The sequence below is a fragment of the Moorena sp. genome (genome assembly GCF_982860115.1).
On record NZ_CEYLVT010000106.1, the window covers coordinates 1 to 24,964 of the forward strand.

The window sequence follows — 24,964 nt, forward strand, 5'->3', positions numbered from 1 at the left end:
AATCGGGAATCGGGAATCGGGAATCGGGAATCGGGAATTGGGAATCGGGAATCGGAAAAATCCCGATATATTGGATTAACTCTTGCCTCTTGCCTATTGCCTCTTGCCTTCCCCTCCTGGGAGGGGTTAGGGGTGGGTTCCTCTTGCCTATTGCCTCTTGCCTCTTGCCTTTTACCCTTCTCCTACTTCTGCTTCCAAGCTTTTTACCACTTCTGCTGGCAGATCCAACAGCTTCACTAAGTTTCGGTAAGCCGCTGCTTCAGCATCATTAATTTTTGGTTCGGTAGGTGTACGGGAACTTGATTTAATCACTTCATAAGCCAGCTTCACGATTAGTTTTCGTTCTTCAATACTTTCTATTTCAGTAGTCAACTCTTCGATGGAAACATTAAGTGCTAAATAATTCTGTAACTCTTGTCGCAATTGTTGCTGTTGTTCGGCATCTGTAGCAAACACTTGGCTAAAGCGAGATATCATCACATCAATTTCTTCTGGTGCCAGATCACCATCAGACCAAGCCATAGCAGACACAATCCGTAGCATTTTCATTTGCTCTGCTGTAATCGATGGCTTTTGTCCTAAATACACTTCAATCACCCTGGGGTCATTTTGGACTTGATCCATTGTGCCTTCACACAACACTGACCCCTGATGTAATACAGTTACTTGACGAGCAATCTGGCGTACGAATTCCATATCGTGTTCAATCACAATAATGGAATGACTCTTAGCTAGAGCTAACAGCAAATCTCCTACATTTTCTGTCTCTTCATCCGTTAAACCAGCAACGGGTTCATCTACTAGTAATAAATCCGGAGCCTGAGCCACTAACATCCCAATTTCTAACCGCTGTTTTTCGCCATGGGAGAGTAACTCGGCCAGTAAATTCGCTTTTTCCACTAAACCAATGGTTTGCAGCAAAGCAGCTACTGTGCGTTTTTCCCCCGGTAATGTACGTCCAAACAGGGTGGAAAACACATTTTTATCACGATTGCAGGCTAAATCTAAGTTTTCCCGAACCGTTAGATTTAGGTAAACTCGTGGTGTCTGAAATTTTCGACCGATCCCGAAGCGAGAGATTTGGTGTTCCGATAAGCCTCGCAAATCCCTTCCCTTAAACAACACCCGTCCCTCCGTGGGCTGTACTTTCCCAGTCACCACATCCAGAAACGTAGTTTTCCCAGCACCATTAGGACCAATCATCACTCGCAATTCCCCAGCATCCATACTAAAGTTAAACTGGTTAATTGCTTTGAAGCCGTCAAAACTTACAGTTAAGTTATCAATTTCAAGAATTTTCGAGTTCATTGTTTTTAGGGAATAGGGAATAGGGAGTAGGGAGTAGGGAATCGGGAATCGGGAATCGGGAGTAGGGAATTGGGAATCGGGAATCGGGAATCGGGAATCGGGAATCGGGAATCGGGAATCGGGAATCGGGAAAAAATCCTGTGTACATCATTGTCTTGATGCAATCGCGAATGAGGGAAATAACTAATGAATAATAACTAAGCTGTTGTCCATTTAAATTGGATATTATTCAGTTATGTAGCGTTTATAGGATTTATGAGGTACGCTTCTCAACCTCAAAGTCCCCCTTGATAAGGGGGATTTAGGGGGATCCCTTTGTACCTCATGGCATAGAGAGAGGTACGCTTCTCAACCTCAAAGTCCCCCTTGATAAGGGGGATTTAGGGGGATCCCTTTGTACCTCATGGCATAGAGAATTGCTATAAAACAAACCCTGTTCCCTGTTCCCTGTTCCCTGTTCCCTGTTCCCTGCTCCCTGTTCCCGACAACTGCCGCGAAGTCTAATCAAGACCCGCTTAACGACCAACCTCTTCTTTTTCCCGTTGGACTACTGGGTCTTTTTCTAGGCTGGGGTAAGTTGTTATCACTGGTTTTTCGGCACCAAAAAGCGATCGCATTTGTTCAATTCCCTCGTCTCGCAACCAGCCGACAATACCATTAGGCAGTACTGTCACTACAATTAGGAACAGCGCGCCCTGGAAAAATAGCCACACTTCAGGGAACTGCTCACTCAACAAGGTTTGAGCTAGTCTGACTAATAAAGTACCCAGAATTGCTCCGATTAGAGTTCCTCGTCCTCCCACAGCCACCCAAATCACCATCTCAATGGAAAAAGCTACTTCCATATAGCTGGGGGTAACAATCCCTGATTGTACGGTATAAAGGGCTCCAGCAATGCCAGCGATTCCCCCAGAAACCGCAAATACCAGGACTTTGAATCCGGTAGGATCGTAGCCAGAGAAACGCACCCGATTCTCATCATCCCGTATGGCAATTAACAACCGACCAAAGCGTCCACTGGTTAACCAACGAGACAATAAGTAGATCACAACCACACACAGGATACTAATTTCGTAGAAAGCTAACTGAGCTTGTTTGGAACTTACTAACATCCCAAACAGAGTTTCTGTATCAGTTTTTAACCCGTTAGTACCATTAATTAGCTTTTGCTGTCCATTGAAAAAATTGAATAAAACCAGCAGTGCGGCTTGGGTCAAAATCGAGAAATATACCCCTTTAATCCGGTTACGAAATACCAGATAACCTAGCAATCCCGCCACGATACTGGGAATTAAAACAATAGCAATTAGGGTGAAAGGAAACGAATAAAATGGCTGCCAGAAGAATGGCAGTTCCTTTACCCCATAGAGGGTGAAGAATTCCGGTATTTCTCCTTCTGGTAATTGCAGTTTGAGGTGCATAGCAAAGGCATAGCCCCCCAACGCAAAAAATATACCATGTCCTAGACTCAGCAGTCCGGTATATCCCCAAATCAGGTCAATCCCTATCGCTACAATAGATAATGACAAAAAACGCCCCAACAGCTTGAGGCGAAAATCAGGCAAAATCGCTGGCATTAATAAAGCAAAAACTAGAGCAATTCCTACGATTGCTACTATTTCTATAATTAACTTTCGTCGCCGCTGCTTTTTAATAGCTTTTGTTCTAGATACATAGGTCATAATTTATGAAAATAACAACTATAGCAGTTATCAATTTGGTGAGGTACGTTAGCAAAGAGAATCGGGAATCGGGAGTCGGGAGTCGGGAGTCGGGAAGTCAGAACTTCGGATTAGGGAACTTCGGATTAGGGAAAAAAAATCTCATTACTATTAGAAACACTATAATAGCGTTTGTATTTGAGATGTAAACCTGTCTGTTTTTTTTATTAGACAATAAAACTCCAGATCTATTTCCCCTCCTGGGAGGGGTTAGGGGTGGGTTACTCTTGCCTATTGCCTATTGCCTATTGCCTTTGAGAGTATGTTCACAACCCAAATACAAACCCTATAATTCCGCCGTGCGTCCTTTTTGTGGGAATATTCCTGAAGGTCTCACTTGTAAAAAAGTAATAATTAAAGCGAAGACCATAACTTTTGCCATACTGGTGGTCGCAAAGAAGGTAAAGAAGTCCGTTACCGGTTTAAGGAACTCTACTGGCATCAACATAAAGGCTATGCTTCCCGAACCAATCAGATAGGTAAGTGTACCAATTGCTAGGGCGGCTATTATGCTTCCGAGTAAGTTTCCGACACCGCCAACCACCACCACCATAAAGGTATCGACGATATAATTTTGACCAGTATTGGGACCGACAGAACCTAGTAATGTAATCGCACAACCTGCTACACCAGCTAAACCAGAACCTAGGGCAAATGTTAAGGCATCTACCGTTTGTGTTGGGATACCTAAGCAAGCACTCATATTGCGATTTTGGGTAACAGCTCGAATCCGTAATCCCCAACTGGAGCGATTTAAGAACCAGTAGGTACCCAATAGACAAATAATCGTCAAAATAATGATAAAGATCCGGGCATAGGGCAATTGGAAGTTACCAATCGGAAATCCCCCTTGAAGCCATGCTGGTGGAGTCACGTCTACATTTCTGGCACTAAACCAAGGTCGAGTAATTGCCCGTTGACCGGTTTGTCCTAACAACACCCCGGTTACGATGGCAATTCCTAGAGATAAGAATACCATCAAAGCGATCGCCCAATTGCGAATTCTCTGCCAATCTAAACGACGGCTTATCACCCACCTTGACCCAAAAAACAGTAGGCAAAATACCGCAATCCCAATCACCAATACCCAATTTACACTGCGGACAAACTGCCGCAATATCAAACTTACTCCCCAAGTAGCGAGAAGGGTTTCCAAGGGTCTCCCATAGAGATAACGAATGACCCCCTTCTCCAATACCAGTCCTACCAACGCTGCCACCAGAAAAGCCATGGGCAGGGCAAAAAAGATATAGACATTAAACAACGAATCGCCCAAAAAGGCTTTAAAGGTATTTTGGACAACATAAGTTGTATAAGCGCCCAACATCATTAACTCGCCGTGAGCAAGATTAATCACGCCCATCAGTCCAAAGACAACCGCTAGTCCTAGGGCAGCAATCAGTAGCACTGAGCCAATACTAATCCCGTTAAAAATTCCTTCTAAAAGTGGCAGCACAATTTAATAATTAACTATGAATTATGAAGGATGAATTATGAAGGGTTAATTATGAAGGATGAATTATGAAGGGTGAAAACTACTTTAGTTTTATCTTTTTGAAGTTTACAGTAAGCACTTAATACTCAACTAACAAAACTCAATTTTAAATGCTAAGTAGTTTACTTCATAGGTCATAATTCATCCTTGATCACTTATGCTTTCTCCTTTTTGTACTTCCCTCCCTTACTGGGATCACTCCAATCACAGCCATACCCTTTCGTTTCTGCTACATATTGATTCCAGGGGATGGGAGGAACGGGTTTAGGAGTGGATGAGACAATTTTGAACTGACCATCGGCTTGGATTTCACCAATGCGCACTGTCTTGGAAATGTGATGATTCGGATACATCTCTACTGGTCCTTCTGGTGCGCCAAATTTTTCACCGATAGCAGCTTTGCGCACAGGCTCTAGGTCAGTAGTTCCAGCTTTCTCTACCGCCTGCTTCCATAGGTAAACCATAATGTAAGCGGCTTCCATGGGGTCGTTGGTTACCCGGTCTTCGCCATACTCCGCTTTGAAGGCTTCCACAAACTGCTTATTGTCGAGGCTATCGACGGATTGGAAATAGTTCCAGGCGGCGTAGTGACCAATTAGAAATTGTGGACCAATCTGCCGGACTTCCTCTTCCGCAATACTCACGGACATCGTGGGATATTTATCTGGAGTGAGTCCAGCACCCTTGAGTTGTTTGAAGAAAGCGACGTTACTATCCCCGTTGAGACTGTTGAAGATGACGCCACCATTTGGTAGTGCTGCTTTAATCTTAGAAATGATCGGGGTAACTTCTGTATTACCAAGGGGAAGGTAATCCTCGCCCACGGTCTCTCCACCCAGAGCTTTAAGTTGCTCCTTAATAATTGTGTTAGCAGTGCGAGGGAAAACATAATCCGAGCCAACTAAGAAAAACTTTTTGCCCTTGTTTTCCAGCAACCACTCTACCGCTGGCTCAATCTGCTGATTTGGTGCAGCACCTGTGTAGAAAATATTCTTAGAACATTCCTGCCCTTCGTACTGCACAGGATACCACAGCATATGGTCTTTGGATTCAAACACTGGTAGCACAGCCTTACGGCTAGCCGATGTCCAGCAACCAAAAATAGTAACAACTTGATCCTTATCAATCAGTTTGGCAGCTTTCTCAGCAAAGGTTGGCCAGTCAGACGCACCATCCTCAACAATAGGCACAATTTTCTTGCCTAATACCCCCCCAGCTTCATTAATCTCCTTGATAGCAAGCTTTTCAGCTTCCACCACAGTAGTCTCACTAATTGCCATGGTGCCAGTCAGGGAGTGGAGAATACCCACTTTGATCGTATCTTCCCCACCAGCACTAGCATCTGAACTAGCCGTGGGGCTATCAGCGCAAGCCTTCAACAGAAGACTGGTTCCCAATGCCGCCGAGCTATAAAGCAGAAATTTACGTCTTCCTAATCCACTTACCATACTTTCGTACCATCCTCTACCTAATTTAGGTGTAGCTTGATTTAAAAAATTACGAAGCTAGGGTGTGATGTTAGACCTACGATGGCAAGTAAACTGTTAATTAGGATACAAAAAACCTAAACTTTCGATCAGTTCATGAAAGATTGACATTTTTTAACATTTTTTAACATTTTTTTGGATCAGATCTACCCATGGTGAGCATTAAGTATTCACATTCTGTTAATGAACTCTTTACAGTCTGGATAAGCAAAACCTCCCTTACAAAAGCAAGAGAGAGCAAGCGAAGCCAGGATCTGTTACTATGGTTAAATAACCTCGAAAAAAGCATAGTTTTGCCTAAAAATAGCATGTTAAAGTCATTAGGCATCACCTATTCATGTTTTATTGCTCAACTTATAAACTTACGGTTGTCTTGTAGGCTGTTGTCTTGTAACTCAGTGTACAGATTGACCATAAGGTGCGCTTTCCGTGATGGCGTTCCCATAGCGTGACCTACGGTCAAGGGATTGCTCACCATCACCGGTCGCACCTAAAGTTGATGTATTAATAACACGCTTCGACTCATCGGCTAACATTTGGCGAGATTTAAGCTTTGTCAGGGGAGAATTTCCAAGGATTTCACACTGGATGTCACCCTAACTCACGGGCATCCAGAATCAGCTTTATCAATCAATTCCTAACCAGTGCGAGCATTCGGCAGAAAGTTTTTGTTGGCTATGCACTCTCCATTGGTTTGGCAATTTTGGGAACAACCACTGGATTAGGGATTGGCCAGCATTACCAAAAGGCAGCACTAGCTGAACTCACTCGTGCCCAAAAACAAGAAAATCTCCTGAAAAATTTACAAATCGCGATTTTAGACCTAGGTTCCTATCCCTACTTAGGTGCGCTTGCTGTTCCCATGGAAGACCTACAGCTGGTTCAAGACAAAATTGACCAAGCTCAGCAACTGCTGTTGGAAGCGGAAGAGTTTGTCAGAGAGTTTGAGACCTGTTCTCATACGAATACCAATCAGTTACTGGATTTAGTTAAGAGCTATACCATCATTATTGATTCCTACAACACTCTCATTCAATCCCTGTTGTCGGAAATCGAGTCTGGAAACTTACCCTTAGGTGCGCTTAAACTTGCCCAAAAGCAACTGTTGGAACAGAACAATCCTGAATTAACCACTGCCCTAGAATGCTTTTTTGAGAAGTCAGACCAGCTGATTAGAGCAGCTCAAGTCAAACAGAAGCAAGCCTTGAGTGCCCTCAACCGTGCTGAGCAGTGCTGCTTTGGGATCATCTACAGCAGTATGATCGCCTCAGTTGCGATCGCAATCCTATTAGCTATTCATACCAGTAATGCGATCGCACAGCGAATCAAAAGCCTGACTGACATCACCGAACAGGTCAAACAGGAGTCTAACTTTACCCTGCAAGCACCAGTCACCACCCGAGATGAAGTGGGTGTGTTAGCCACTTCTCTCAATCAGCTGATTCACGGTATGGCTGACTACACCCAGGAACTCCAGCAAACGGAAATCCAGCTGATTCAAAACGAAAAAATGTCCAGTTTGGGTACTATGGTGGCTGGTATTGCCCATGAAATGAACAATCCGATCAACTTTATCTACGGCAATCTGTTCTTTGCCAGTGATTATATTGAGGATTTACTCTCTCTGGTGGAACTCTATCAACAGTATTATCCCAACCCTGACCCAGAGATTCAAAATCAGCTCGAAGAGATTGATCTGGAATTTTTGGCCCAAGACTTGCCTAAAATCATCGCTTCCATGAAAGGGGGAGCTGAGCGCATTCGTGAAATTGTGCTTTCGATGAGGAATTTTTCCCGATTGGATGAAGCCGAGATGAAACCGGTTAACATCCATGAAGGAATTGACAATACTCTGGTTCTGTTCAGCAACCGCCTCAATCCAGGGATTGAGGTGATCAAGCAGTATGGGGATTTACCTTTAGTGGATTGCTACCCAGCTCAACTGAATCAGGTATTTATGAATATCTTGGAAAATGCCCTTGATGCTATAGAAAAGCATGCTACAGAACACAAGGCTATAGAACACAAGAGTGTCGAATCTTGCCTATCCCCAGTCTTCACCATTCGGATTCAAACTGAGCTAGTTGACCAAAACTGGATAGTTATCCGCATCGCTGACAATGGCCCTGGGATTCCCGCAGCCATTAAAGACCGGATATTTGACCCATTTTTCACTACCAAAGATCCCGGTAAGGGAATTGGCTTGGGACTAGCCATTACCTACCAAATTATTACCCAGCATCGGGGAAAAATTGAGGTGGCTTCAGAACCTGGTCAGGGAGCCGAGTTTGTAATTAGTTTGCCAATATAGTTGTGCCTAGGTGCTGACAGCGTACTGTCACAAGTCAACTATATAAGTAATTTTTTGTATCAAAGACTACAAACACCTGGTCAGAGCTTTGTTACTTTCATCCATTAGACTGATGACAGGTGTGAGTGAGAACAATGAATAAACAATTACGCACGATGTTGCTGATGAGTCCATTGATGTTGGTATCCCAATGGGCAGCATCTGAGGTCGCGATCGCACAAGAGGTTTCACCAAACCTTGACCCAGTAAACCTGGGGGAAATGCCTGCACAAACAAAGCAGGTGTCGGTTGATAAACTGATCAAACAGAGTAAACAAGACTCAGCTTCCATGGGTCAAGTCACCAGTGTTTCCCAACTGCGTGATGTATCTCCTGGAGACTGGGCTTATGAAGCGCTACGGAGTTTGGTAGAGCGCTACGGTTGTATTGCAGGATATCCCAATCGCACCTTTCGTGGGAATCGGGCAACAACCCGGTATGAATTTGCCGCTGGTTTAAATGCTTGCTTGAACCAAATTGAGCGTTTAATTGCTGCGTCTACCGCAGATTTTATCACTCGTGAAGACTTAGAAACCCTGCAACGGCTGATTCAGGAGTTTGAATCAGAATTGGCTACTCTCGGTGCACGAGTAGATAACTTAGAAGGACGGGTGGCATTTTTAGAAGACCATCAGTTTTCTACCACCACCAAGCTAGAAGGGGAAGTGGTCTTCTCTATTGCTAACGCCTTTGGTGAAGACAGTGACAACCAAGCAGTGTTCCAAAACCGGGTACGTTTAGCGTTTGTCTCCAGCTTCACCGGTAAAGATGCCCTCTACACCCGTCTGGATGCCGGTAATGCAGCTACCTTTGATGGCACAGACCAAGGTGCCTTTACTTACAGCTTTGACAGTGGCAACGACGTGGGTATTGGTTGGCTAGCCTACTACTTCCCGATTGGGGAGAATGTTAATGTTTATCTGCCAGCTGCGTTTCCCCTTTGGCAAGATTTCGTCCCCACCATCAGCCCCTACCTGGATGACTTCACTGGTGCTAGTGGTGCTCTTTCCAGCTATGCTGAATCTAGCCCCATCTATAAAATTGGTTTAGGCGCAGGTGGTGGACTAGGCATCAACTTTAGCCTCGCCGATGCTGTAGTATTGAGTGCAGGTTACTTTGGTGGCAATTCCTTTGACCCTTCTGAAGGTCAGGGTTTATTCAATGGTGAGTTTTCTGCCTTAGGTCAGCTGACATTTTCCCCTAGCGACAGCTTTCAGTTAGCCTTCACCTACGTTCGTGCCTACTTCAATGACTTTGATGATGACAACGCTATCTTTGATACAGGTGTCGGAACTGAAAACGCCAGGGCACCCTTTGGTGATGGAGGAGATGTCACAGCCAACACTAACTCCTACGGCGTAGAAGCCTCTTTTCAATTCTCTCCCAATTTAGTAATTAATGCCTATGGCGGCTACACCGATGCTGAACAAGCGTCTGGTGGCGACGCTGATGCTGAAATTTGGTACTACGGTCTAGGACTGGCATTACCAGACTTTGGCAAAGAAGGTAACTTACTTGGTATAGTTGCCGGTTCTGAGCCTTATGTTGGTGGTGATGATGATACCGCCATTCATCTTGAAGGCTTCTACAAGTATCAGGTAAACGATAATATCTCGATTACTCCCGGATTAATCTGGATTGCTGCTCCCTTTGGAGACAGTGATAACGAGGATGTCTTCATTGGTGCTCTGAGAACTACCTTCAAATTCTAAGACCTGATCCCAAGTCCGGTTAATTACTTATAATACCGTAGAGCTCATGGCTGTGACTTGAAAATTGAAAATTGAAAATTTTTAACTTTCAAGTCACGAAAAGCCAAGACTTATAAGAAGTTAACCGGGCTCGGTATCAGCATATTATTGAGAGGTTCTAAGATTTTTTTGAGTTTGTTTAAGGTTGTTTAAGCCGCTTCAGCTAGCTAAAGATTGTCGCTATCCCGTGGATGAAATCGATTACTACTCCAGTCCCCCAGATATGGTGCATCTCAATCCATTAAATTCAGCAAAAATTCTAATATAATTCCCGCGCCCCCGCCCCACACTTCCCTTTTTTTTACAAATATGAAATGCACCCTACCGATGATGTTTGGGATAATGCATTTGGTTAACCATTTTTAGTCTCCTCTAAGATTCATGGTTCATAGTTCATTGCAACAGTACTAATGAAAACTAATGAACCATGGATAATGAATCATGGATAATGAAGCAGCCCACAACCCCCAGAAAAATCCGTTTGGAACACTGACCGATGGTCTAGCTCAAGACATAGACAAGTTTCACGTCTGAGGGTGACAAATTGGCAGGCTGTTGAGTGTTCGGTTGTGTTAGGTTTGCAATTAAGTGAAGCAATAACGTGAGCATGGCGGCTTGAATTAGTCTTTGGAACATGAGTGTTCTCCTCAATCCCGATTGGCTGGCAGTGATTTTTCTCTCTTGAATATCTACTGAATATCTACACATGCCCAATCTACGACTCCGGTAAAAAATGTGCCAGGTATAAAATTTAAGTAAAATTAGGGAAAAGGTTAAGGAGTTTTATCACTCTCCTAGCTGTCTTTCCAATTCTTGCCGCAGACGAAAAACAATAGTATCTGGCTCCACCCGGTCTAGAATTTCTTTAATGACGGTACTTGCTCCTAGTGGTCCGAAAGAGCAACCTTGTTCGAGATAAACTTGTGCCGCTTGACCAACAGCATAAGCCCCATAACCTGCAATTCCAGCTTGGGTAATTGCTGCCCCAGCAAAGGCACCCAAGCCACTCGGACCGATAACCACTGAGGCACTCTTACCTACACCAAAAAGCACACTGGTACCCAGTTCACCTAGCAGTAACCCTCCAGAACTCATCAAAATCTTTTGCCATAGCTTACCTGCTTCATAGCTAGTCATGGGTAAACCATACAGCCGCGCTAGAGAACGAATCATCACCAAGTCAGTCAGAGTACCTCCTAACACATCTAAAATTCCAATCGGATTGAGGGCGACTGCTAGTGCTTTGTACTTAGCAAACTGCCAGATTAAGTCTTCTGCTTCAGTTTTGTGTAACTCAATGGCTTTTTTGGCAATAGTATTCTGAGCATTGCGGGCTTGAAATAGAGCGTTGAGGGCTAAAAGCGATCGCCCTTCTCGGTTAAGTAGACTGAAAATTTTCTGTTTGAGCTGATCCACATTTGGAGGTGGAGTTTCCCATTCATAAGTCACTCTACCATCAGGCCACTCTACCCGTACTTCCATAGAAGCTGGTTCTGCTGCCACTAGCACAATCTCATCCGCTGACAACATCTTTTGTAAACGCCGATCCTTGGGACTACCGGTACCGAGTTGTTGCAACTGTTGATAAATTGCCTCCCGGTCTTGCTCTGGATAGAGGTCAATTTTGTTAAATACCAAGATTAGAGGCTTTTGGCTTTGCCGCAGTTCACAAAGAGCTTGATATTCAGTGCGAGTGATATCACCAGCCACCACAAATAAAATTAAATCCGCTTGGGATACCACCTCCCGCGCCATCTGTGCCTTGACTTCCCCATGGATTTCGTCCAATCCTGGCGTATCAATCAACTCCAAGAGCACTTCACTGTCGGACCTAGGTGTCCAGCGTACTGACTTGGGCCATTGAGTGACACCGTGAATCGGGCCAGTTTTAAGAATTTTTTCTCCCAGCAATGCATTAATTACCGCTGACTTACCACGACTAACCAAACCAAAAGCGGCAATGCGAATCAATCCTTGGTCAAGTTTGTCTAGGCTAGACTGTAAAACCTCTAATTCAGTTTGCAGCAAGGCTTGCATTTCCACATCAGCAGGATTCCCCTGGGAGCGATGAAAATTGCTGTACCAGGACAAGGCTTGCTGTAAACTGGCACGAGTGCGGTTGAAGAGACTTTTCTGCTGGTTATTGGTGCCATAGGATGTCTGATTACCAGCAGCTGGTTTAGATTGGGAAGAGCGAGGATAACTCAAGGTTAAATAGGGAAAGACGAGTTACAGTTACTATTTTTACCTAACCGTTGATGAGAAAACACCCATTATCTGATCGCAATTACCTGATACCAAGTTGCAGTCAAAGAATAAACAAAAAGGACTTGGGAATTAGGCAATTTCCCCCAATTCCTCCTGACCGCATAGGTAAATTAAACGTCAACAACGCAACTTGTTATAAGCCTGTAGACTAATGTGGGATTGGCGCAGGCTCATTGATGGAGGTAACTATGAGTGATCTGAATAAATCTAAACAACAGCTGATTCAAGAAGTGAAAGCACTGCGCCGACAAGTGGATCAACTTAAAGCTACACGAATTGTCTTCAGTGCTCAACATCAGCTATTTAAAACCTATGCCACCATAATGCAAACCGCCTCTGGCTCACTGATGCTTAGAGCTTTGTTACAAGATATACTCCAGGTTGCTGGTCGGCTCACTAAGGCAGAGGAGAGTAGCCTGTTTTTACTCAATGCTGATGGTATGGTCACTGAGAGTCTTCTAGCTCGCGGTGCAACCCCCCAACGATATAAAAAGCAGATCATTGGTCAGGTTCTAGACCAAGGTTTAGCTGGTTGGGTTAGCCGCCATCGCCAAGTTGGGCTGATAAAGGACACTATGGATGATCAGCGCTGGCTTACCTTACCTGATCAGCCCTATAAAGTACGCTCAGTATTAGCTGTTCCTATTCTCAGGGGCAAGAGGTTATTAGGCATTATCACCCTAATGCATTCCCAGACGGGACACTTTGGTGGGAAATCTGCCCGTTTAATGGAAATGACTGCTGAGTCCATGGCTTTGATCTTAGAGAATGCTCAACTCCACAGTCAACAACAACAGCTAGGGCAACAGTCTCCTCAGAACTATCCAGTTTTATCCCCAACAAATAAGCTCACTGATAGTTCAGATAATTTTTCTTCCCTGGGAATTTACATAATTTATAGTAAAGGTAATTTTCTATATGTTAATCCCAAAATGGCAGAAATTTTTGGCTATTCCTTTGGTGAACTTATTTCTCAGCAATCATTACTACAAGTGGTGGCAGAAGACAAGCGTAAATTTGTCGATGATCGAATCACTAATTGTCTTCAGGGTCAGGGGAAAAATCTCTACTTTACCTTTCCTGGTCAGTGTAAAGATGGCAGCAGGATTAACGTAGAAATTTATGGTTCCCGAACTAAATTATACGGTAAGTTAGTAATCATTGGAGCTTTGCGAAGACTTAATCATTTAAGGGGTTAGGTTCTATGGTGTTGGCTCGATGGTGTTGGCTCGATGGTGTTGGCTCGATGGTGTTTGTTATAGCCATACTATTGCTCTGAGATCTATTCATCGCCAGGTTTAAAAAAATAGGTTTTATAAAAATTATGCATAGTGTCTATATTTTTTTATAGTTTACATTTAATTCGCTTAATATTTCTGGAACGGCTAGCAATGGTAGCTTTACCTTTACCGATTTTTACAAATACTTTACCAGAAAAAAGATTACTGAGGGCTGGGCGTTGGTAAACTACAAAATCATCTAGCTTTGATGTTTCCTCAAACCCCATCTCGGCCAGAGCATCCTGGAGAGCAGCGCTAAAAACTTTCTTACTCTTGAATTCTAGGGATAGTGTAACGGTTCGATTGAAGTAGGTACCTAATAAACCACCAATTAAACCAAAAATTATACCAACACTATAGGGCATCCCTGTCACCAGACTTAGCCTCAAAACTTGGGAGGAAAAGACTGTGGTAATTAGGGTTGTGCAGGTGAAGTAGTACAAGAATGTTATTAATAAACCAGGACCAAGTTGCATAGAAATTTTCTTTGATGTTATAACTATACATTTGCCATTAGTTTAAGACATTTTGAATCTGTTTTAACTGTTTTTTCCAAAGCGCGATCGCTTTTAGCGGAAGCTTTGCTTCATCGCGCTCTGCTGATCATCTCCATCGTCCCAGAGAGGTAAATCTCAGTCTCTATCCAGGGATGGATGATAAAATGGGGTAGTGCAAATAACATACCTTCGTCTAGCTGATCAACTGCTTCACAGGGGTTGATCAAGTTAGCGTTCGCGTGTAAATCCCTTTCATCTGCCTAGGGGCCCATGGTCAATGGTTCCGCTAAAAGCTAATAGTTAAATACCGGTTTGTCAAAGATACTGATTGTGCTGTTTAAATAGATGAATTATAAATGGGCGGTATAGGAGTCGAACCTATCTAGTACGGATTAAAAATCCGTTGCACAGCCGCTATGCCAACCACCCAGATTCTATGGGAATGACAGGAGTTGAACCTGCAACAATTCGGTTAAGAGCCGACTGCTCTGCCACTTGAGCTACATTCCCATCACAAAAGGAAAACCCCTCTGGGTCGAGTTGAACGACCACAGCTAACATTAGGAGTGTCAGTGCCAGTTCCGCGCTTCAGAGGGAAATCCACCAGGGAGGTACTGCCCCTCCTACCACTGCGTTATCAGCACAGTGCCTCGCTTTTCGGCTTCTGGTGGCTAGAGGAAGATGGAGGAATCGAACCCCTACAACATCGCTGCCGTACCACGGTTTTCAAGACCGATTGCCGTCCACTCGGCGGCATCTTCCTTAAGGTGCGCTTTCCGCATTAAGAATTAAATTCGCCACGGGTCGCACCTAAGGGTGTCTGACGGGACTTGAACCCGTTATGACTGGTTCCACAAACCAGCGCCGCGACCACTTTGGCTTCAGACACCACGTTGTTTAAATTTAAAACAATACAAAGTTCTAATTATTTAGTCCTAATTATTTAGGATTGCTATCGTTAGCATCAAGTTGCTTGCTTGTCACGCAATATTGCCCTAACTGTCATCAAAATTTCTCCTAGTTTGTTTTTCCCACTACCATCAGCACCACAACCCCAGTAATAATCTATGGGTGAATTCTCAACAATTAGCTGATCACCTGTAGCAAGTAGTAACTGGCGAAGATCACCATGGGTTTTAAATTTTTGTAACACTCCTCGCTGCATAATCTCATCTTTGACTTTTTCCCAATCATCACGAAGAGGATGAGAGCGATTGCGTCCCATTTTTGCTGCTTCCTTTGGTGTTTTTGCCTCACGAATTTTGTCATACCAAGAGGAATCAGTAGTCACAAATTTTTGGGCTTGGAAGAAATGCTCACTAGTCGCCCACCACAATTCATCTAGCTCAAAGCCATGTCGGGAGAAGTTGGAAAAACAACCATAGGGTTTTTGCCGAGTACCGTAAAAATAGATTGTCATAATTATTGCTGACTAATGATAATGCTGACCACTCAGCCAGGTGGAAACCTCAAGGTTTTATGGAACCTAAAACCATAGTCCCTGGATTTTATCGATGGTTGACTTTTATGGTTTGAAAGTTGATAAGCTAAGGTTTGATGATTGAGGTTTAAGGGTTAACCGTTAACCTTTGACCTTTAAATTGATCCGAAGATGGAGTCGGATTTGAACCAACACTTCATGAACCAAAATCATGTGCCCTACCATGAGCTATCCATCTTACTTAAAAACCATAAATTTAGAGATTTTCGAGTGACCAGCACGTCTCACCATTTTAATCTGGAATTTCGATCATTGTCCTGGCATTGCTGATCGAGAGTACTCGATCAACTGTTGACTTGAACTGTTCAATAAAGGTTTGTCGTCTTTCAAGTTCTTCAGCCAGGTTAGTGGGATCGAGTAGTTCAACCCCTTCTCTAGCTAGAAAGCTATCTGACAAGGATTGATACTTCTGTGAACCAACGGATGCATTCTGCCCCAACACTTCCAGAGCTAGTTTATCAAGTCTGTCTTTGACTCGTGCTTGTGCCGTCTTATAGTGATTCAGGGTTTTAGTATATGCTAACTGCATAGTACCGATAACTGCTTCATAATACCTGATAAACATCTTCATCTCAATCGCTTCTGCCACAGTCATCTCTTGGTCAGCAACCGTAACCATTGTAGAAGCATTGGATAAGACAATTACTCTCTTAATCGTCCGTCGTCTGGAAATCAGGGCATCCACTTTTTGCAAAGCCGCTTTAGCTTTTATCTCATAATCTTCTCGTGATTTGAAGCCTGTTGGCACTTGACCGACTTCAACCACAGAAATTAAGGTGTTGTTGTCCAAAGCTGCTCTGGCTGAGTCAATGCGCTTTTCCAGCAAGGTCAACTCGGCTAGAGCATCTGTGACAGTCATAGTTGTCATTTTATCCTCCTTATCTCTTCATTTTTATCTCCTAGCTAATCACTTGTAAACCCTGCTGTTAGTTAACTTATTAGGTAAACATTGATATAAAAAGGGAACAGGTAACAGCGGCTCTGGGAACAGGTAACAGTAGGAAATAGATCGGACTATTTTTCCTGTTCTTACAAACTAGCAATAGTATTTATGATATATTTCTAAATATTAGATTCAGGTAAATCGTTACTTGTTATTTTTAATTGGTTACTTTACAATTTAAAATTGACGAACTCCTTTCAATAATAAGTATTCAACCAGAGATGATATAGGATCATGTCTGCAAATTGGTGGCAGGGGTGAGAGTTGCACTCACTGATTTCCAGGGTATGAACCTGGCGAGCCTACTCTTGCTCCATCCCTGCGATACCCCTGACTGGATTTGAACCAGTAACACCTAGGTTCTAAGCCTAGAGCCTCTGCCAATTGGGCTACAGGGGTTTGGATCCGAGGGGCGGAATTTGCGCTTATGACCGATTGACTGTTGGTCAACTGGACTAAACCAAACTGCGCCACATCTGGATAATTGGTACTCCCGACAGGATTTGAACCTGTAAAAAAACTAGGATCTCGGTCTAGTGCGTCTACCAATTGCGCCACGGGAGCGTATACCCCTGGCAGGATTTGAACCTGCAAGATACTCCTTCTGGGGGAGTGATGTCTACCAATTGCATCACAGGGGTAAAGTCGGGGTGACAGGATTTGAACCTGCGACATCTTGCTCCCAAAGCAAGCGCGCTACCAAACTGCGCTACACCCCGTTAGTACTCCTGGTGGGAGTCGAACCCACAACTGACCGTTTTTAAAACGGTCGCCTCTGCCAATTGGGCTACAGGAGCATAATTTGATACCAAGTTGCTATCAAAATTGATTTGAAAAGTTATTTGGGGACGTTTACAACTGCTTAACCTTTAACTATGTTTAAAGAGAACTTGGTATTAGTACTCCTGGTGAGACTCGAACTCACACGTAGACTATTTTTGAGACAGCCGCCTCTACCAATTGGGCTACAGGAGCATATTTGATACCAAGTTGCTATTAAAAGTTATTTGGGTTGAAGGTTGAAGGTTGTTTGGTTGTTTGGTTGTTTGGTTGTTTGGTTGTTTGGTTGAAGGTTGTTCGCCTTTGGCGTCCGAAGTAGCTTAGGTGGTTTGGTTGAAGCTTACAACCGGTTAACCTTCAACCGGTTAACCTTCAACTTTCAACCTTTAACCGGTTAACCTTCAACAATAGAATGCCGGAGTTGGACTCGAACCAACCTCTCCATGATTCAGAGTCACGGCGACTTGCCAATCGTCCATCCGGCATTGAGCACTTGCAATAGCAAGTGACAGCCCCCCAAGGTCGGCATCGAACCGACGACCTCTCGCTTTTCAGGCGAGCGCTCTACCCAACTGAGCTACTGGGGGATACAAAGGAGAAAGAGGAAACTGCTCCTGACTGCCCTGGCAGGGATCGAACCCGCGACCATCGAGTTAACAGCTCGCTGCTCTTCCAACTGAGCTACAGGGCATTCATCGTGCCGACGGGGATCGAACCCGCAATCACCTGCTTGAAAGGCAAGCGGCTTAACCAAATTTGCCTACGGCACGGGAGCGCAGAGACTGAGATTTGAACTCAGATCAACGGTTTTGGAGACCGTCATGTTGCCAGTTACACCATCTCCGTAGGTCGCAGCGGCGGGACTTGAACCCGCACTCTCCTGGTTATGAGCCAGGTGCTCTACCGTTGAGCTACGCTGCTAGGTCACTGATTGGAGCAGGATTTGCACCTCCCAGCGATAAAAGCGACTGCAAAGAGCGAGGCTGACGGGAATCGAACCCGCGACTTCCTGTTCGACAGACAGGCGCTCTGACCGTCTGAGCTACAGCCCCAGGACTTGAGCAGTTTATCCGTTGGAGTTTAGATAAATCTTTTAGATAAATCTCTGAGTTCACTCTGTGGGGAATCAACCCAAGGGTCCATCCCCACGTGATGAGCAAACACAGTTATATCCAAACATGAATCAAAAGGTATGTTACATATTTAGTTGTCAAGGTTCCGTGTAAGCTTTTGGATTCGAGCTTTTTGACTCTTTCCTCTGCGCTATGTTTATATACTACAAAAATACTACAAGCGGTGTCAAGGGTTTGGGCAAACTTTTTTTTGAAATTTTTAGGACTTATGTGGATAGCCGCCAAAAACAATATATGTAGTGTTTTAATATAAACTGGCACACTATATATAGTTAGGTGGGTAAGTCTTAACTGCTAGAGGTGCAACGGATGGTTTAACTTATTTAAGGTGTTTGATGTTAATACAAACAGCAAAAGCTGTTGTAGTGAACTTTTAGGTGCGACCCGTGGCGAATTTAATTCTTAATGGGTCAAGCGCACCTTTGCCTTTTGCCTCTTGCCAATGCCATTGCGCGTAGCACTATATGATGTACAGACAGTGCAATAGGACAATGAGCAATAAGCAAGAATGCATTTAGATCCCCTAGTCCCTAATTCTTTGTTGAATCTTTTGCAACTGGCTAGTCCCGTACTACCAGTGGGTGCTTACGGCTATTCTGAGGGTTTGGAAACGTTAGTTGATATTGGTGTGATTCACAACCAGACTACTCTGGACCAGTGGCTAGAGCATCAACTGTGCTATGGAGCCATTCGATTAGAGGCTTATGTGATGGTGCGAGCTTACGAAAGTTATGGCAAAGGGGATTTAGAGGGTTTGAACTACTGGAATGCTTGGGTAAGTGCTGCTAAGGAAACTTCTGAATTGCGGACGCAAAGTTGGCAGATGGGTAACTCGTTGATGCGGTTACTGCTGGATTTGCACCCATCCACTGAAACTATTGTCCAGACAAGCGATGTAACCTCTCAAGAAAATGTAATCTCTCTACACGATGTAGCATCAGCTGTGGGTAAACCCTGTAATTATGCGATCGCGTTTGGGATTGGGGCTGCTCACTGGCAGATTGACATTAGAGCCACAGTCTTAGGTTACTTACATAGCTGGGCATCTAATGTGATCGGTGCTGGCGTCAAATTGATTCCCCTTGGTCAAACCGTTGGTCAACAGCTACTGCTAGGACTCAACCATAGACTTGCTCTGAGCACCGAAGATGTTTTAACTTTGACGGATGAAAAATTAAGTAGTTGTGGTTGGGGATTAGCCCTAGCAAGTATGGCTCACGAAACTCAGTACACACGATTATTTCGCAGTTAATTCTTTTGAAAATTAATAATCATTTGTAAGCATTCAGCACTCAGCGGTCAGGGGTCAGCTTGTTTTATTCAAAAGCTGTTCGGTGTAGGGTGGCCATAGGCCAATGGCACCTCAAGTAGCGTGCGCTTAGTGCATTAGCTGAATGCTTATAATCCTTTTTTAAAAGATTAATAAAGTTAGCTGGATTTTTTGGATGATGTTACCGAGATATGCCACATTTGCATGTTATCAAAGTATAGCGTTTGTATTTGAGATGTAAACCTTAATGGTCTTTTTTTATTGGACAATAAAACTCCGTATCTCTTGCCCATTTTGCCTTTTGCCTCTTGCCTGCATGCCTTTTTTGGCAAGAAGTGTGTTTACAACCTAGATAAAAACGCTATATACTACGACAATTAGCGTATTTTAATAATTAGCAGGATTTTAAGGCTGATTTATAGTTATAATTAAGTCACAAAATATTTATTAAGTTTAGGGTAATTTTCGTTAAATAGCCCTTCTTAATTAAGGTAAAGTTAAGCCAAGTAAGGTACTAATTTCCCTTGAGTTCGACTAACCGAGTTTTGCTGATGGTTAGTGAAACTCGATCATGGTGCATCTCTACAACCCTGGCTTGAATTGTCTGCTAACATTAAGAGTTTGGTGCATTTCTACAAAACCAGAACTTACGCAAAACTGGGGAACAAACCCTATAATTTGTAACCAATATACAAATGGCGTAAGTTCTGAAAATTCTACACAATATCAGGATTAAAAATTCTAGGTATTAGGTATCTAGGTATTAGGTATCTAGGTATCTAGGTATTAGACAAAAAACGGGTACTTGACAACATTATTGCTAAACGATATCCTAGCAAACTAGGATTGTTACTTGTTAAATATTCATTGTTAATTGTTAGTTAGTGACTAATTAGTGGGATTGCTATATATCCATAGAGACACCAATGACGACTCACAAAGTATTGACCACCGACAAACTAGCACAACAGATTCAAGCTTGCGCAACGGAGCAATTGACTGGTCGGTTGGAGATTGAAGATCCCCAAGGTCAGCAGTGGAGTCTTTTTTTCCACTTGGGTCGTTTGACTGGGGGTGCTAGTAAAATGCATCCCATTCGTCGTTGGTGTCGGCAGTTGTCTGTACACTGCCCAGAACTATCAGCATTTCCTGTGTGTCAGGGGTCGTCGGCTCAGCCGGTGTATTGGGATTACCCATCTCTAGCAGAACTAGTTAGACAGGGGAAAGTACCGCTAAAACAGATGAGGTCGGTTGTTGCTGGCAACTGTACCGAAATACTCTTCGATATCATCCAACGGCAGGAACAACTCCGCTGTGGTTCATCACAGCAACTAACTTACAGGCAGATTCCTCAAGAGACTATTGATTCAACCTCTGATTCAACCTTTGATTCAAGGTTGGTAGTAATTCGAGCTTCACAAATTTGGCAACAGGCAACGCTGGCTTGGGAGCCTTGGCAACAGGCTGGTTTGGTAAATATTTCCCCTTCTTTGGCTCCGGTGATCTGGGATGCTGACAAATTGCGAGAGCAGACCTCATTACTGGCCTACCACAACCTGACTACCTTAGTGGATGGCGATCGCACTTTAAGGGATTTAGCTGTGAGCGTCAAACAGAATCTTTTGGCTGTGACCCAATCAATCATGCCCTACATCCGAGTACAGGTGATGGGTTTGATCTGTGTTGGAGACTTCCGCTGTGATACTCACTTTAATCAAGCCACTAATCTTCAGCCAGAAACTACCGGAACCAAAGGACCAGTAATGACATTACCAGCTAGTCCTTTGGTAGTTTATATCGAAGACAGCCAAATCGATCGCCTGACCATGAGTCAAATTCTTGCCAATGCTGGCTATCGATTTATCAATGTTCAAGACCCGATCAAAGCCTTGCCGACCTTGCTAAAGCACAAACCACAGCTGATCTTCTTGGATTTGGTCATGCCGGTTTTAAATGGGTATGAAATTTGTGCACAAATTCGTCGGGTTTCGGTGTTTCAAGACACCCCAGTGATTATGGTCACCAGTAATGACGGAATTGTAGACCGAGTGCGGGCAAAAATGGTTGGTTCTACGGACTTTTTAGCAAAGCCTATTACTCGGTCAAAGGTATTGACAATTCTACAGAAGCATCTCGGGGTTAGTCGTAATATCCTGTCCGGTTGAATACTTACTTTAATAGTTTAGGTTTAGCAAAGGGAACAGGAAACAGGGAACAGGGAACAGGGAACAGGGAACAGGGAGCAGGGACTAGGGAGTAGGGAGTAGGGAGCAACAATTCTCACAATTCCTACACGGATCCCTATTAACTTAGTTTACTACTTATGAGTCTTTTTTTTTCGTTAATTAAAAATCAAAAATCAAAACTTGATAAGTTATACTTGACAGGTTGAAATTACCAAATTTAAATTAACATCATGACTACTTTTAGAGTAAACAAATTTTATGACTACAGTCCTTTTGGTTGAAGATAGTTTGACAGAAAATGAGATCCTAAGTGGTTACCTCAGAGAAGCTGGTCTCAAGGTAGTTAGTGTCACCAGTAGTGAGGATGCCCAGATTAAACTTCAGTCCCAGAAACCAGATGTGGTGATTCTCGATGTGATTTTGCCAGGACAAAGCGGGTTTGAACTTTGCCGGGAACTCAAGACTAATTCCAACACCCAAACCATCCCAGTGGTGATTTGCTCAACTAAAGGAACTGATGCTGACAAACTCTGGGGTTCGATGCTGGGAGCTGATGCCTATTTACCTAAACCGATAAACCAGCAAGAACTAAAACAAACAATTCAGCAATTGTTAGGTATTAGGTATTAGGTAATGTTGAACTCCCTTGACCCAGTGGTAACACAAACAAATCTTGACCTACTAAACTTAGATCCACTAACCCCAGAAACCCGAGTGCGGTTGCTGCGTTTTCCTATTGGCAAAAAGGATAGTATTCTGTTGCCCCTAGAGCAGATTACCGAAATTATCAGGGTGAATGTACCAGACGTTCTGCTGGTGCCGGAAATGCCCAGTTGCATTTTGGGCATTGGTAATTGGCGCTCAGAAATGCTCTGGTTGGTAGACCTAAACCAGCTGCTTGGCTATCCACCTCTGTCTGAGCTTGGGCAAGTTTCGGTATCTCCTGTGGCAATCGTGGTTCAGGCCAATGACCAGTCTGTGGGTCTGGTGGTGTCGCAAGTCAATGAGATTGAGTTACATGAATTGGAGCAACTCCAGCCAGCATCTTCTGGCTTATTTCCTCAATCACTACTGCCTTTTCTGCTGGGGTACCTGCCTGGGGATGGCAGTACAGTCTTGGATGTCAAGGCTATTACTGAGTTTCCCCTATGGCAGACAAATCAAGAAGGGCAGTCTTGAGGTTTTTCGAGCAAATCAATGCCATCAAACCAATTATGACTGGTTGACAAGCTCGTCACTAACTCTGCCCATTGAACAGTCTATTGGCAGGGTTCCTACCGACTCGATTGTCTCTGAGATGCCATCATGGTCGGCAATTTTACCATTATCAGATGTTGAAAAAAGCGAAACTATAACTATGTCAACACTTGATCAATCTAAGGAAATACTCACATCTTCGTCCCAACTCAATCAATCATCGAGTAATGGCAATGGCAAGGGGACACCTACCGGGTTGAAGCTCCACCTAGCCGTCGATATTGAGGAATACTGCAAGGGTGAGCGGCAGTGGTTATTCCACCTGGCCACCGAGATGCGCAAAGCAGAAACTAGTGATGCCCTGTTGAGAACCACCGTGACTGAGGTTAGTCAACGTTTACGAGTAGACCGAGCCTTGATTTTTCGCTTCCAGTCCGAGAATCGGGGTACGGTGCTAGTTGAGTCGATGGTGAGTGGCTATACTCCCAGCCAGGAGGAGTGCCTGCCGGTGATGGCTTTTGGGGCTGATAATCGCTCAGCCTATGAGCAACAGAAAGTTATAGCCCTTAATGATATTAATGACCGGGCTTTGAGTCCGTTTCAACTCCAACTGCTAGAACGATTCCAGGTCAAAGCTAGCCTAAGTCTACCAATGTTGCTCGAAGGGCAATTGTGGGGCTTACTAGTGGTACAGCAATGTTCTGGTTCTCGGGAATGGCAGGAAGCTGACATTAGTCTGCTCTACCAAGTTGTTACTGAACTTCGGCTGAATCTACAGCCAATGGAATCTTTTACCCGACGACGAGAGCAGGTGAAGCAGGAAAAGGTTTTGGCTCAAATCTTGGCCACAATTGCACCGTCAAATGTGCCGGAGATTGCCCTGGGCAATATTTGTGAACAACTGCGCCTGTTTTTCAAGGCGGATCGGGTAGTGGTTTATCGCTTCAATCGAGACTGGAGTGGTGAATTTGTGGCTGAGTCAGTTGCAGAGGGTTGGGTGAAGCTGCTCGAAGACCAAAAGCAAAATCCTAACCTGACATCAGCAGATATATTGTCCTCTAGACGCTGTACGGTTAAGCAAATCGGATCCGTCGCCAGCCCAAATACCGATACCTATTTAAAGCAGACACAAGGAGGCAGCTATTTCAAACGTCAGCAGGTAGAGCGAGTTGACGACATCTATGCCGCTGGTTTTTCTGAGTGCTACATTCAAACCTTAGAAAAATACCAGACCAAGGCTTATATTATAGCCCCAATCTTTGATGGTGAACACCTCTGGGGCTTATTCGCCGTTTACCAGAACTCTCGCCCTCGGCGCTGGCTTGATAGTGACGTCATATTGCTGTCATTACTCAGTGACCGTCTCAGTAGTATTCTCAAGCAATTGGACATTGCAGCCCAGCTAGACGATAAATCGGAGCAACTCGATATTGCTGTTCAGGGAGAAAAAATAGCAAGTCGCTTGCTTGATAAAATACTTAAGAGTTCCGACTTGAAAAGTGTTTTCCAGACTGCAACTCAAGAAATCCGGCAGCAGCTCAAGTGCGATCGCGTCGCTGTGTATCGTTTCAATCGAGACTGGAGTGGTGAGTTTGTGGCTGAGGATGTCGGACATGGTTGGATACCGTTAGTTGGACCGAGTATTAAAAAAGTCTGGCGCGATACCTATTTGGAGAACACCCAAGGGGGTCGGTATCGCCACAATGAAACCTTAGCGGTTGATGACATTTACAAGGTTGGTTACGATCAATGTCACATTGACCTGTTGGAGCAATTTCAGGCTAAAGCTTATGTGAT

18 protein-coding genes, 18 tRNA genes and 1 pseudogene are annotated in these 24,964 nt (G+C 44.0%); 10 read left to right on the forward strand and 27 right to left on the reverse strand.

The genetic code is table 11. The annotated features are described in order from the left end of the window. A pseudogene (locus tag AC4II3_RS18285) lies at positions 1-240 on the forward strand (hypothetical protein); the annotation flags it as partial. Here the strand turns inward: AC4II3_RS18285 and urtD are convergent. The 3 genes from urtD to urtC all read right to left on the reverse strand — a co-directional run bounded on the left by urtD (position 172) and on the right by urtC (position 2,990). Beyond that, positions 172-1,308 (reverse strand): urea ABC transporter ATP-binding protein UrtD, encoded by a 1,137-nt coding sequence (gene urtD / locus AC4II3_RS18290; RefSeq protein ID WP_488017442.1) that lies wholly within the window; start codon positions 1,306-1,308, stop codon positions 172-174. The pseudogene AC4II3_RS18285 and the gene urtD sit on opposite strands and share 69 nt — an antisense overlap. Next, positions 1,289-1,459 (reverse strand): hypothetical protein, encoded by a 171-nt coding sequence (locus tag AC4II3_RS18295; RefSeq protein ID WP_490722858.1) that lies wholly within the window; start codon positions 1,457-1,459, stop codon positions 1,289-1,291. The genes urtD and AC4II3_RS18295 overlap by 20 nt, the downstream gene beginning before the upstream one ends. 364 nt (positions 1,460-1,823) lie before the next feature. After that, positions 1,824-2,990, reverse strand: coding sequence for an urea ABC transporter permease subunit UrtC (urtC, locus tag AC4II3_RS18300; RefSeq protein WP_488016792.1), 1,167 nt, complete (start codon positions 2,988-2,990; stop codon positions 1,824-1,826). A gap of 5 nt (positions 2,991-2,995) precedes the next feature. Here urtC and AC4II3_RS18305 point away from each other — a divergent pair, with 5 nt between their 5' ends. Continuing rightward, positions 2,996-3,178: a hypothetical protein gene (locus AC4II3_RS18305; RefSeq protein WP_488016790.1), complete on the forward strand. Its 183-nt coding sequence runs from the start codon at positions 2,996-2,998 to the stop codon at positions 3,176-3,178. 137 nt (positions 3,179-3,315) lie between these two features. On the opposite strand, the gene AC4II3_RS18310 is transcribed toward AC4II3_RS18305, so the two are convergent. Together AC4II3_RS18310 and urtA are read right to left on the reverse strand one after the other, a co-directional pair. Then, entirely contained in the window at positions 3,316-4,485 is a 1,170-nt protein-coding gene (locus AC4II3_RS18310) for an ABC transporter permease subunit (protein WP_488016788.1), read from the reverse strand. A gap of 194 nt (positions 4,486-4,679) precedes the next feature. Next, positions 4,680-5,972 (reverse strand): urea ABC transporter substrate-binding protein, encoded by a 1,293-nt coding sequence (gene urtA / locus AC4II3_RS18315; protein WP_488029363.1) that lies wholly within the window; start codon positions 5,970-5,972, stop codon positions 4,680-4,682. Positions 5,973-6,564: 592 nt separating this feature from the next. On the opposite strand from urtA, the gene AC4II3_RS18320 reads away from it, so the two are divergent. Then, a complete protein-coding gene (locus tag AC4II3_RS18320; RefSeq protein ID WP_488012118.1) occupies positions 6,565-8,322 on the forward strand; it encodes a sensor histidine kinase in 1,758 nt (585 codons plus the stop codon). A 134-nt stretch (positions 8,323-8,456) separates the two neighbouring features. Continuing rightward, positions 8,457-10,073: an iron uptake porin gene (locus AC4II3_RS18325; RefSeq protein ID WP_488012120.1), complete on the forward strand. Its 1,617-nt coding sequence runs from the start codon at positions 8,457-8,459 to the stop codon at positions 10,071-10,073. A gap of 825 nt (positions 10,074-10,898) precedes the next feature. On the opposite strand, the gene AC4II3_RS18330 is transcribed toward AC4II3_RS18325, so the two are convergent. Next, entirely contained in the window at positions 10,899-12,320 is a 1,422-nt protein-coding gene (locus AC4II3_RS18330; RefSeq protein ID WP_488012122.1) for a GTP-binding protein, read from the reverse strand. 248 nt (positions 12,321-12,568) lie between these two features. Here AC4II3_RS18330 and AC4II3_RS18335 point away from each other — a divergent pair, with 248 nt between their 5' ends. Next, positions 12,569-13,579, forward strand: coding sequence for a GAF domain-containing protein (locus tag AC4II3_RS18335; RefSeq protein WP_488012124.1), 1,011 nt, complete (start codon positions 12,569-12,571; stop codon positions 13,577-13,579). A gap of 146 nt (positions 13,580-13,725) precedes the next feature. Here AC4II3_RS18335 and AC4II3_RS18340 read toward each other — a convergent pair whose 3' ends face one another. The 21 genes from AC4II3_RS18340 to AC4II3_RS18440 all read right to left on the reverse strand — a co-directional run bounded on the left by AC4II3_RS18340 (position 13,726) and on the right by AC4II3_RS18440 (position 18,433). After that, positions 13,726-14,136, reverse strand: coding sequence for a hypothetical protein (locus tag AC4II3_RS18340; protein ID WP_488012126.1), 411 nt, complete (start codon positions 14,134-14,136; stop codon positions 13,726-13,728). 378 nt (positions 14,137-14,514) lie between these two features. Beyond that, a tRNA-Lys gene (locus AC4II3_RS18345) sits at positions 14,515-14,586 on the reverse strand. Between the two features lie 8 nt (positions 14,587-14,594). Next, positions 14,595-14,667: transfer RNA gene (locus AC4II3_RS18350), tRNA-Lys, on the reverse strand. Positions 14,668-14,972: 305 nt separating this feature from the next. Beyond that, positions 14,973-15,046, reverse strand: a tRNA-His gene (locus tag AC4II3_RS18355). A 75-nt stretch (positions 15,047-15,121) separates the two neighbouring features. Next, positions 15,122-15,577 (reverse strand): riboflavin biosynthesis intermediates N-glycosidase, encoded by a 456-nt coding sequence (ybiA, locus tag AC4II3_RS18360; protein ID WP_488012128.1) that lies wholly within the window; start codon positions 15,575-15,577, stop codon positions 15,122-15,124. 189 nt (positions 15,578-15,766) lie between these two features. Then, a tRNA-Gln gene (locus AC4II3_RS18365) sits at positions 15,767-15,836 on the reverse strand. A gap of 54 nt (positions 15,837-15,890) precedes the next feature. Continuing rightward, positions 15,891-16,526, reverse strand: a complete 636-nt coding sequence (locus AC4II3_RS18370; protein ID WP_488012130.1) for a hypothetical protein — start codon at positions 16,524-16,526, stop codon at positions 15,891-15,893. A gap of 321 nt (positions 16,527-16,847) precedes the next feature. Beyond that, a tRNA-Met gene (locus AC4II3_RS18375) sits at positions 16,848-16,924 on the reverse strand. 2 nt (positions 16,925-16,926) lie between these two features. Beyond that, positions 16,927-17,000 (reverse strand) — tRNA-Leu (locus AC4II3_RS18380). 86 nt (positions 17,001-17,086) lie between these two features. Further along, positions 17,087-17,165, reverse strand: a tRNA-Leu gene (locus tag AC4II3_RS18385). A gap of 3 nt (positions 17,166-17,168) precedes the next feature. Further along, a tRNA-Leu gene (locus tag AC4II3_RS18390) sits at positions 17,169-17,242 on the reverse strand. A gap of 4 nt (positions 17,243-17,246) precedes the next feature. Beyond that, positions 17,247-17,320 (reverse strand) — tRNA-Pro (locus AC4II3_RS18395). A 4-nt stretch (positions 17,321-17,324) separates the two neighbouring features. Continuing rightward, a tRNA-Leu gene (locus AC4II3_RS18400) sits at positions 17,325-17,398 on the reverse strand. A gap of 103 nt (positions 17,399-17,501) precedes the next feature. Continuing rightward, positions 17,502-17,576 (reverse strand) — tRNA-Leu (locus AC4II3_RS18405). Positions 17,577-17,793: 217 nt separating this feature from the next. Then, positions 17,794-17,866, reverse strand: a tRNA-Gln gene (locus AC4II3_RS18410). A gap of 28 nt (positions 17,867-17,894) precedes the next feature. Next, a tRNA-Phe gene (locus AC4II3_RS18415) sits at positions 17,895-17,968 on the reverse strand. 31 nt (positions 17,969-17,999) lie between these two features. Continuing rightward, positions 18,000-18,072, reverse strand: a tRNA-Asn gene (locus AC4II3_RS18420). A gap of 4 nt (positions 18,073-18,076) precedes the next feature. Next, positions 18,077-18,151, reverse strand: a tRNA-Glu gene (locus AC4II3_RS18425). A gap of 4 nt (positions 18,152-18,155) precedes the next feature. Next, positions 18,156-18,226, reverse strand: a tRNA-Trp gene (locus AC4II3_RS18430). 4 nt (positions 18,227-18,230) lie between these two features. Next, positions 18,231-18,302, reverse strand: a tRNA-Met gene (locus tag AC4II3_RS18435). A gap of 57 nt (positions 18,303-18,359) precedes the next feature. Continuing rightward, positions 18,360-18,433 (reverse strand) — tRNA-Asp (locus AC4II3_RS18440). 589 nt (positions 18,434-19,022) lie between these two features. Here AC4II3_RS18440 and AC4II3_RS18445 point away from each other — a divergent pair. The 5 genes from AC4II3_RS18445 to AC4II3_RS18465 all read left to right on the forward strand — a co-directional run. Beyond that, positions 19,023-19,766 carry an urease accessory protein UreF gene (locus AC4II3_RS18445; RefSeq protein ID WP_488012132.1) on the forward strand — a complete coding sequence of 248 codons (744 nt, stop codon included), beginning with the start codon at positions 19,023-19,025 and terminating at the stop codon, positions 19,764-19,766. Positions 19,767-20,710: 944 nt separating this feature from the next. Continuing rightward, positions 20,711-21,949 carry a response regulator gene (locus tag AC4II3_RS18450; protein WP_490722859.1) on the forward strand — a complete coding sequence of 413 codons (1,239 nt, stop codon included), beginning with the start codon at positions 20,711-20,713 and terminating at the stop codon, positions 21,947-21,949. 279 nt (positions 21,950-22,228) lie between these two features. Then, a complete protein-coding gene (locus AC4II3_RS18455) occupies positions 22,229-22,600 on the forward strand; it encodes a response regulator transcription factor (RefSeq protein ID WP_490722860.1) in 372 nt (123 codons plus the stop codon). A gap of 3 nt (positions 22,601-22,603) precedes the next feature. Beyond that, positions 22,604-23,149, forward strand: a complete 546-nt coding sequence (locus AC4II3_RS18460; RefSeq protein WP_490722861.1) for a chemotaxis protein CheW — start codon at positions 22,604-22,606, stop codon at positions 23,147-23,149. Continuing rightward, on the forward strand, positions 23,091-24,964 hold a 1,874-nt coding region (locus AC4II3_RS18465; RefSeq protein ID WP_490722862.1), incomplete at its 3' end, for a GAF domain-containing protein. The genes AC4II3_RS18460 and AC4II3_RS18465, both read left to right, overlap by 59 nt.

What these genes read in the sequence shown, in the direction of transcription:
- AC4II3_RS18455 (WP_490722860.1), top strand. Translation starts at nt 22,229, where the DNA reads ATGACTACAGTCCTTTTGGTTGAAGATAGTTTGACAGAAAATGAGATC.
- AC4II3_RS18295 (WP_490722858.1), bottom strand. Translation starts at nt 1,459, where the DNA reads ATGATGTACACAGGATTTTTTCCCGATTCCCGATTCCCGATTCCCGAT.
- AC4II3_RS18370 (WP_488012130.1), bottom strand. Translation starts at nt 16,526, where the DNA reads ATGACAACTATGACTGTCACAGATGCTCTAGCCGAGTTGACCTTGCTG.
- AC4II3_RS18335 (WP_488012124.1), top strand. Translation starts at nt 12,569, where the DNA reads ATGAGTGATCTGAATAAATCTAAACAACAGCTGATTCAAGAAGTGAAA.
- urtC (WP_488016792.1), bottom strand. Translation starts at nt 2,990, where the DNA reads ATGACCTATGTATCTAGAACAAAAGCTATTAAAAAGCAGCGGCGACGA.
- AC4II3_RS18340 (WP_488012126.1), bottom strand. Translation starts at nt 14,136, where the DNA reads ATGCAACTTGGTCCTGGTTTATTAATAACATTCTTGTACTACTTCACC.
- AC4II3_RS18460 (WP_490722861.1), top strand. Translation starts at nt 22,604, where the DNA reads ATGTTGAACTCCCTTGACCCAGTGGTAACACAAACAAATCTTGACCTA.
- ybiA (WP_488012128.1), bottom strand. Translation starts at nt 15,577, where the DNA reads ATGACAATCTATTTTTACGGTACTCGGCAAAAACCCTATGGTTGTTTT.
- urtA (WP_488029363.1), bottom strand. Translation starts at nt 5,972, where the DNA reads ATGGTAAGTGGATTAGGAAGACGTAAATTTCTGCTTTATAGCTCGGCG.
- AC4II3_RS18445 (WP_488012132.1), top strand. Translation starts at nt 19,023, where the DNA reads ATGCATTTAGATCCCCTAGTCCCTAATTCTTTGTTGAATCTTTTGCAA.
- AC4II3_RS18450 (WP_490722859.1), top strand. Translation starts at nt 20,711, where the DNA reads ATGACGACTCACAAAGTATTGACCACCGACAAACTAGCACAACAGATT.
- AC4II3_RS18325 (WP_488012120.1), top strand. Translation starts at nt 8,457, where the DNA reads ATGAATAAACAATTACGCACGATGTTGCTGATGAGTCCATTGATGTTG.
- urtD (WP_488017442.1), bottom strand. Translation starts at nt 1,308, where the DNA reads ATGAACTCGAAAATTCTTGAAATTGATAACTTAACTGTAAGTTTTGAC.
- AC4II3_RS18305 (WP_488016790.1), top strand. Translation starts at nt 2,996, where the DNA reads ATGAAAATAACAACTATAGCAGTTATCAATTTGGTGAGGTACGTTAGC.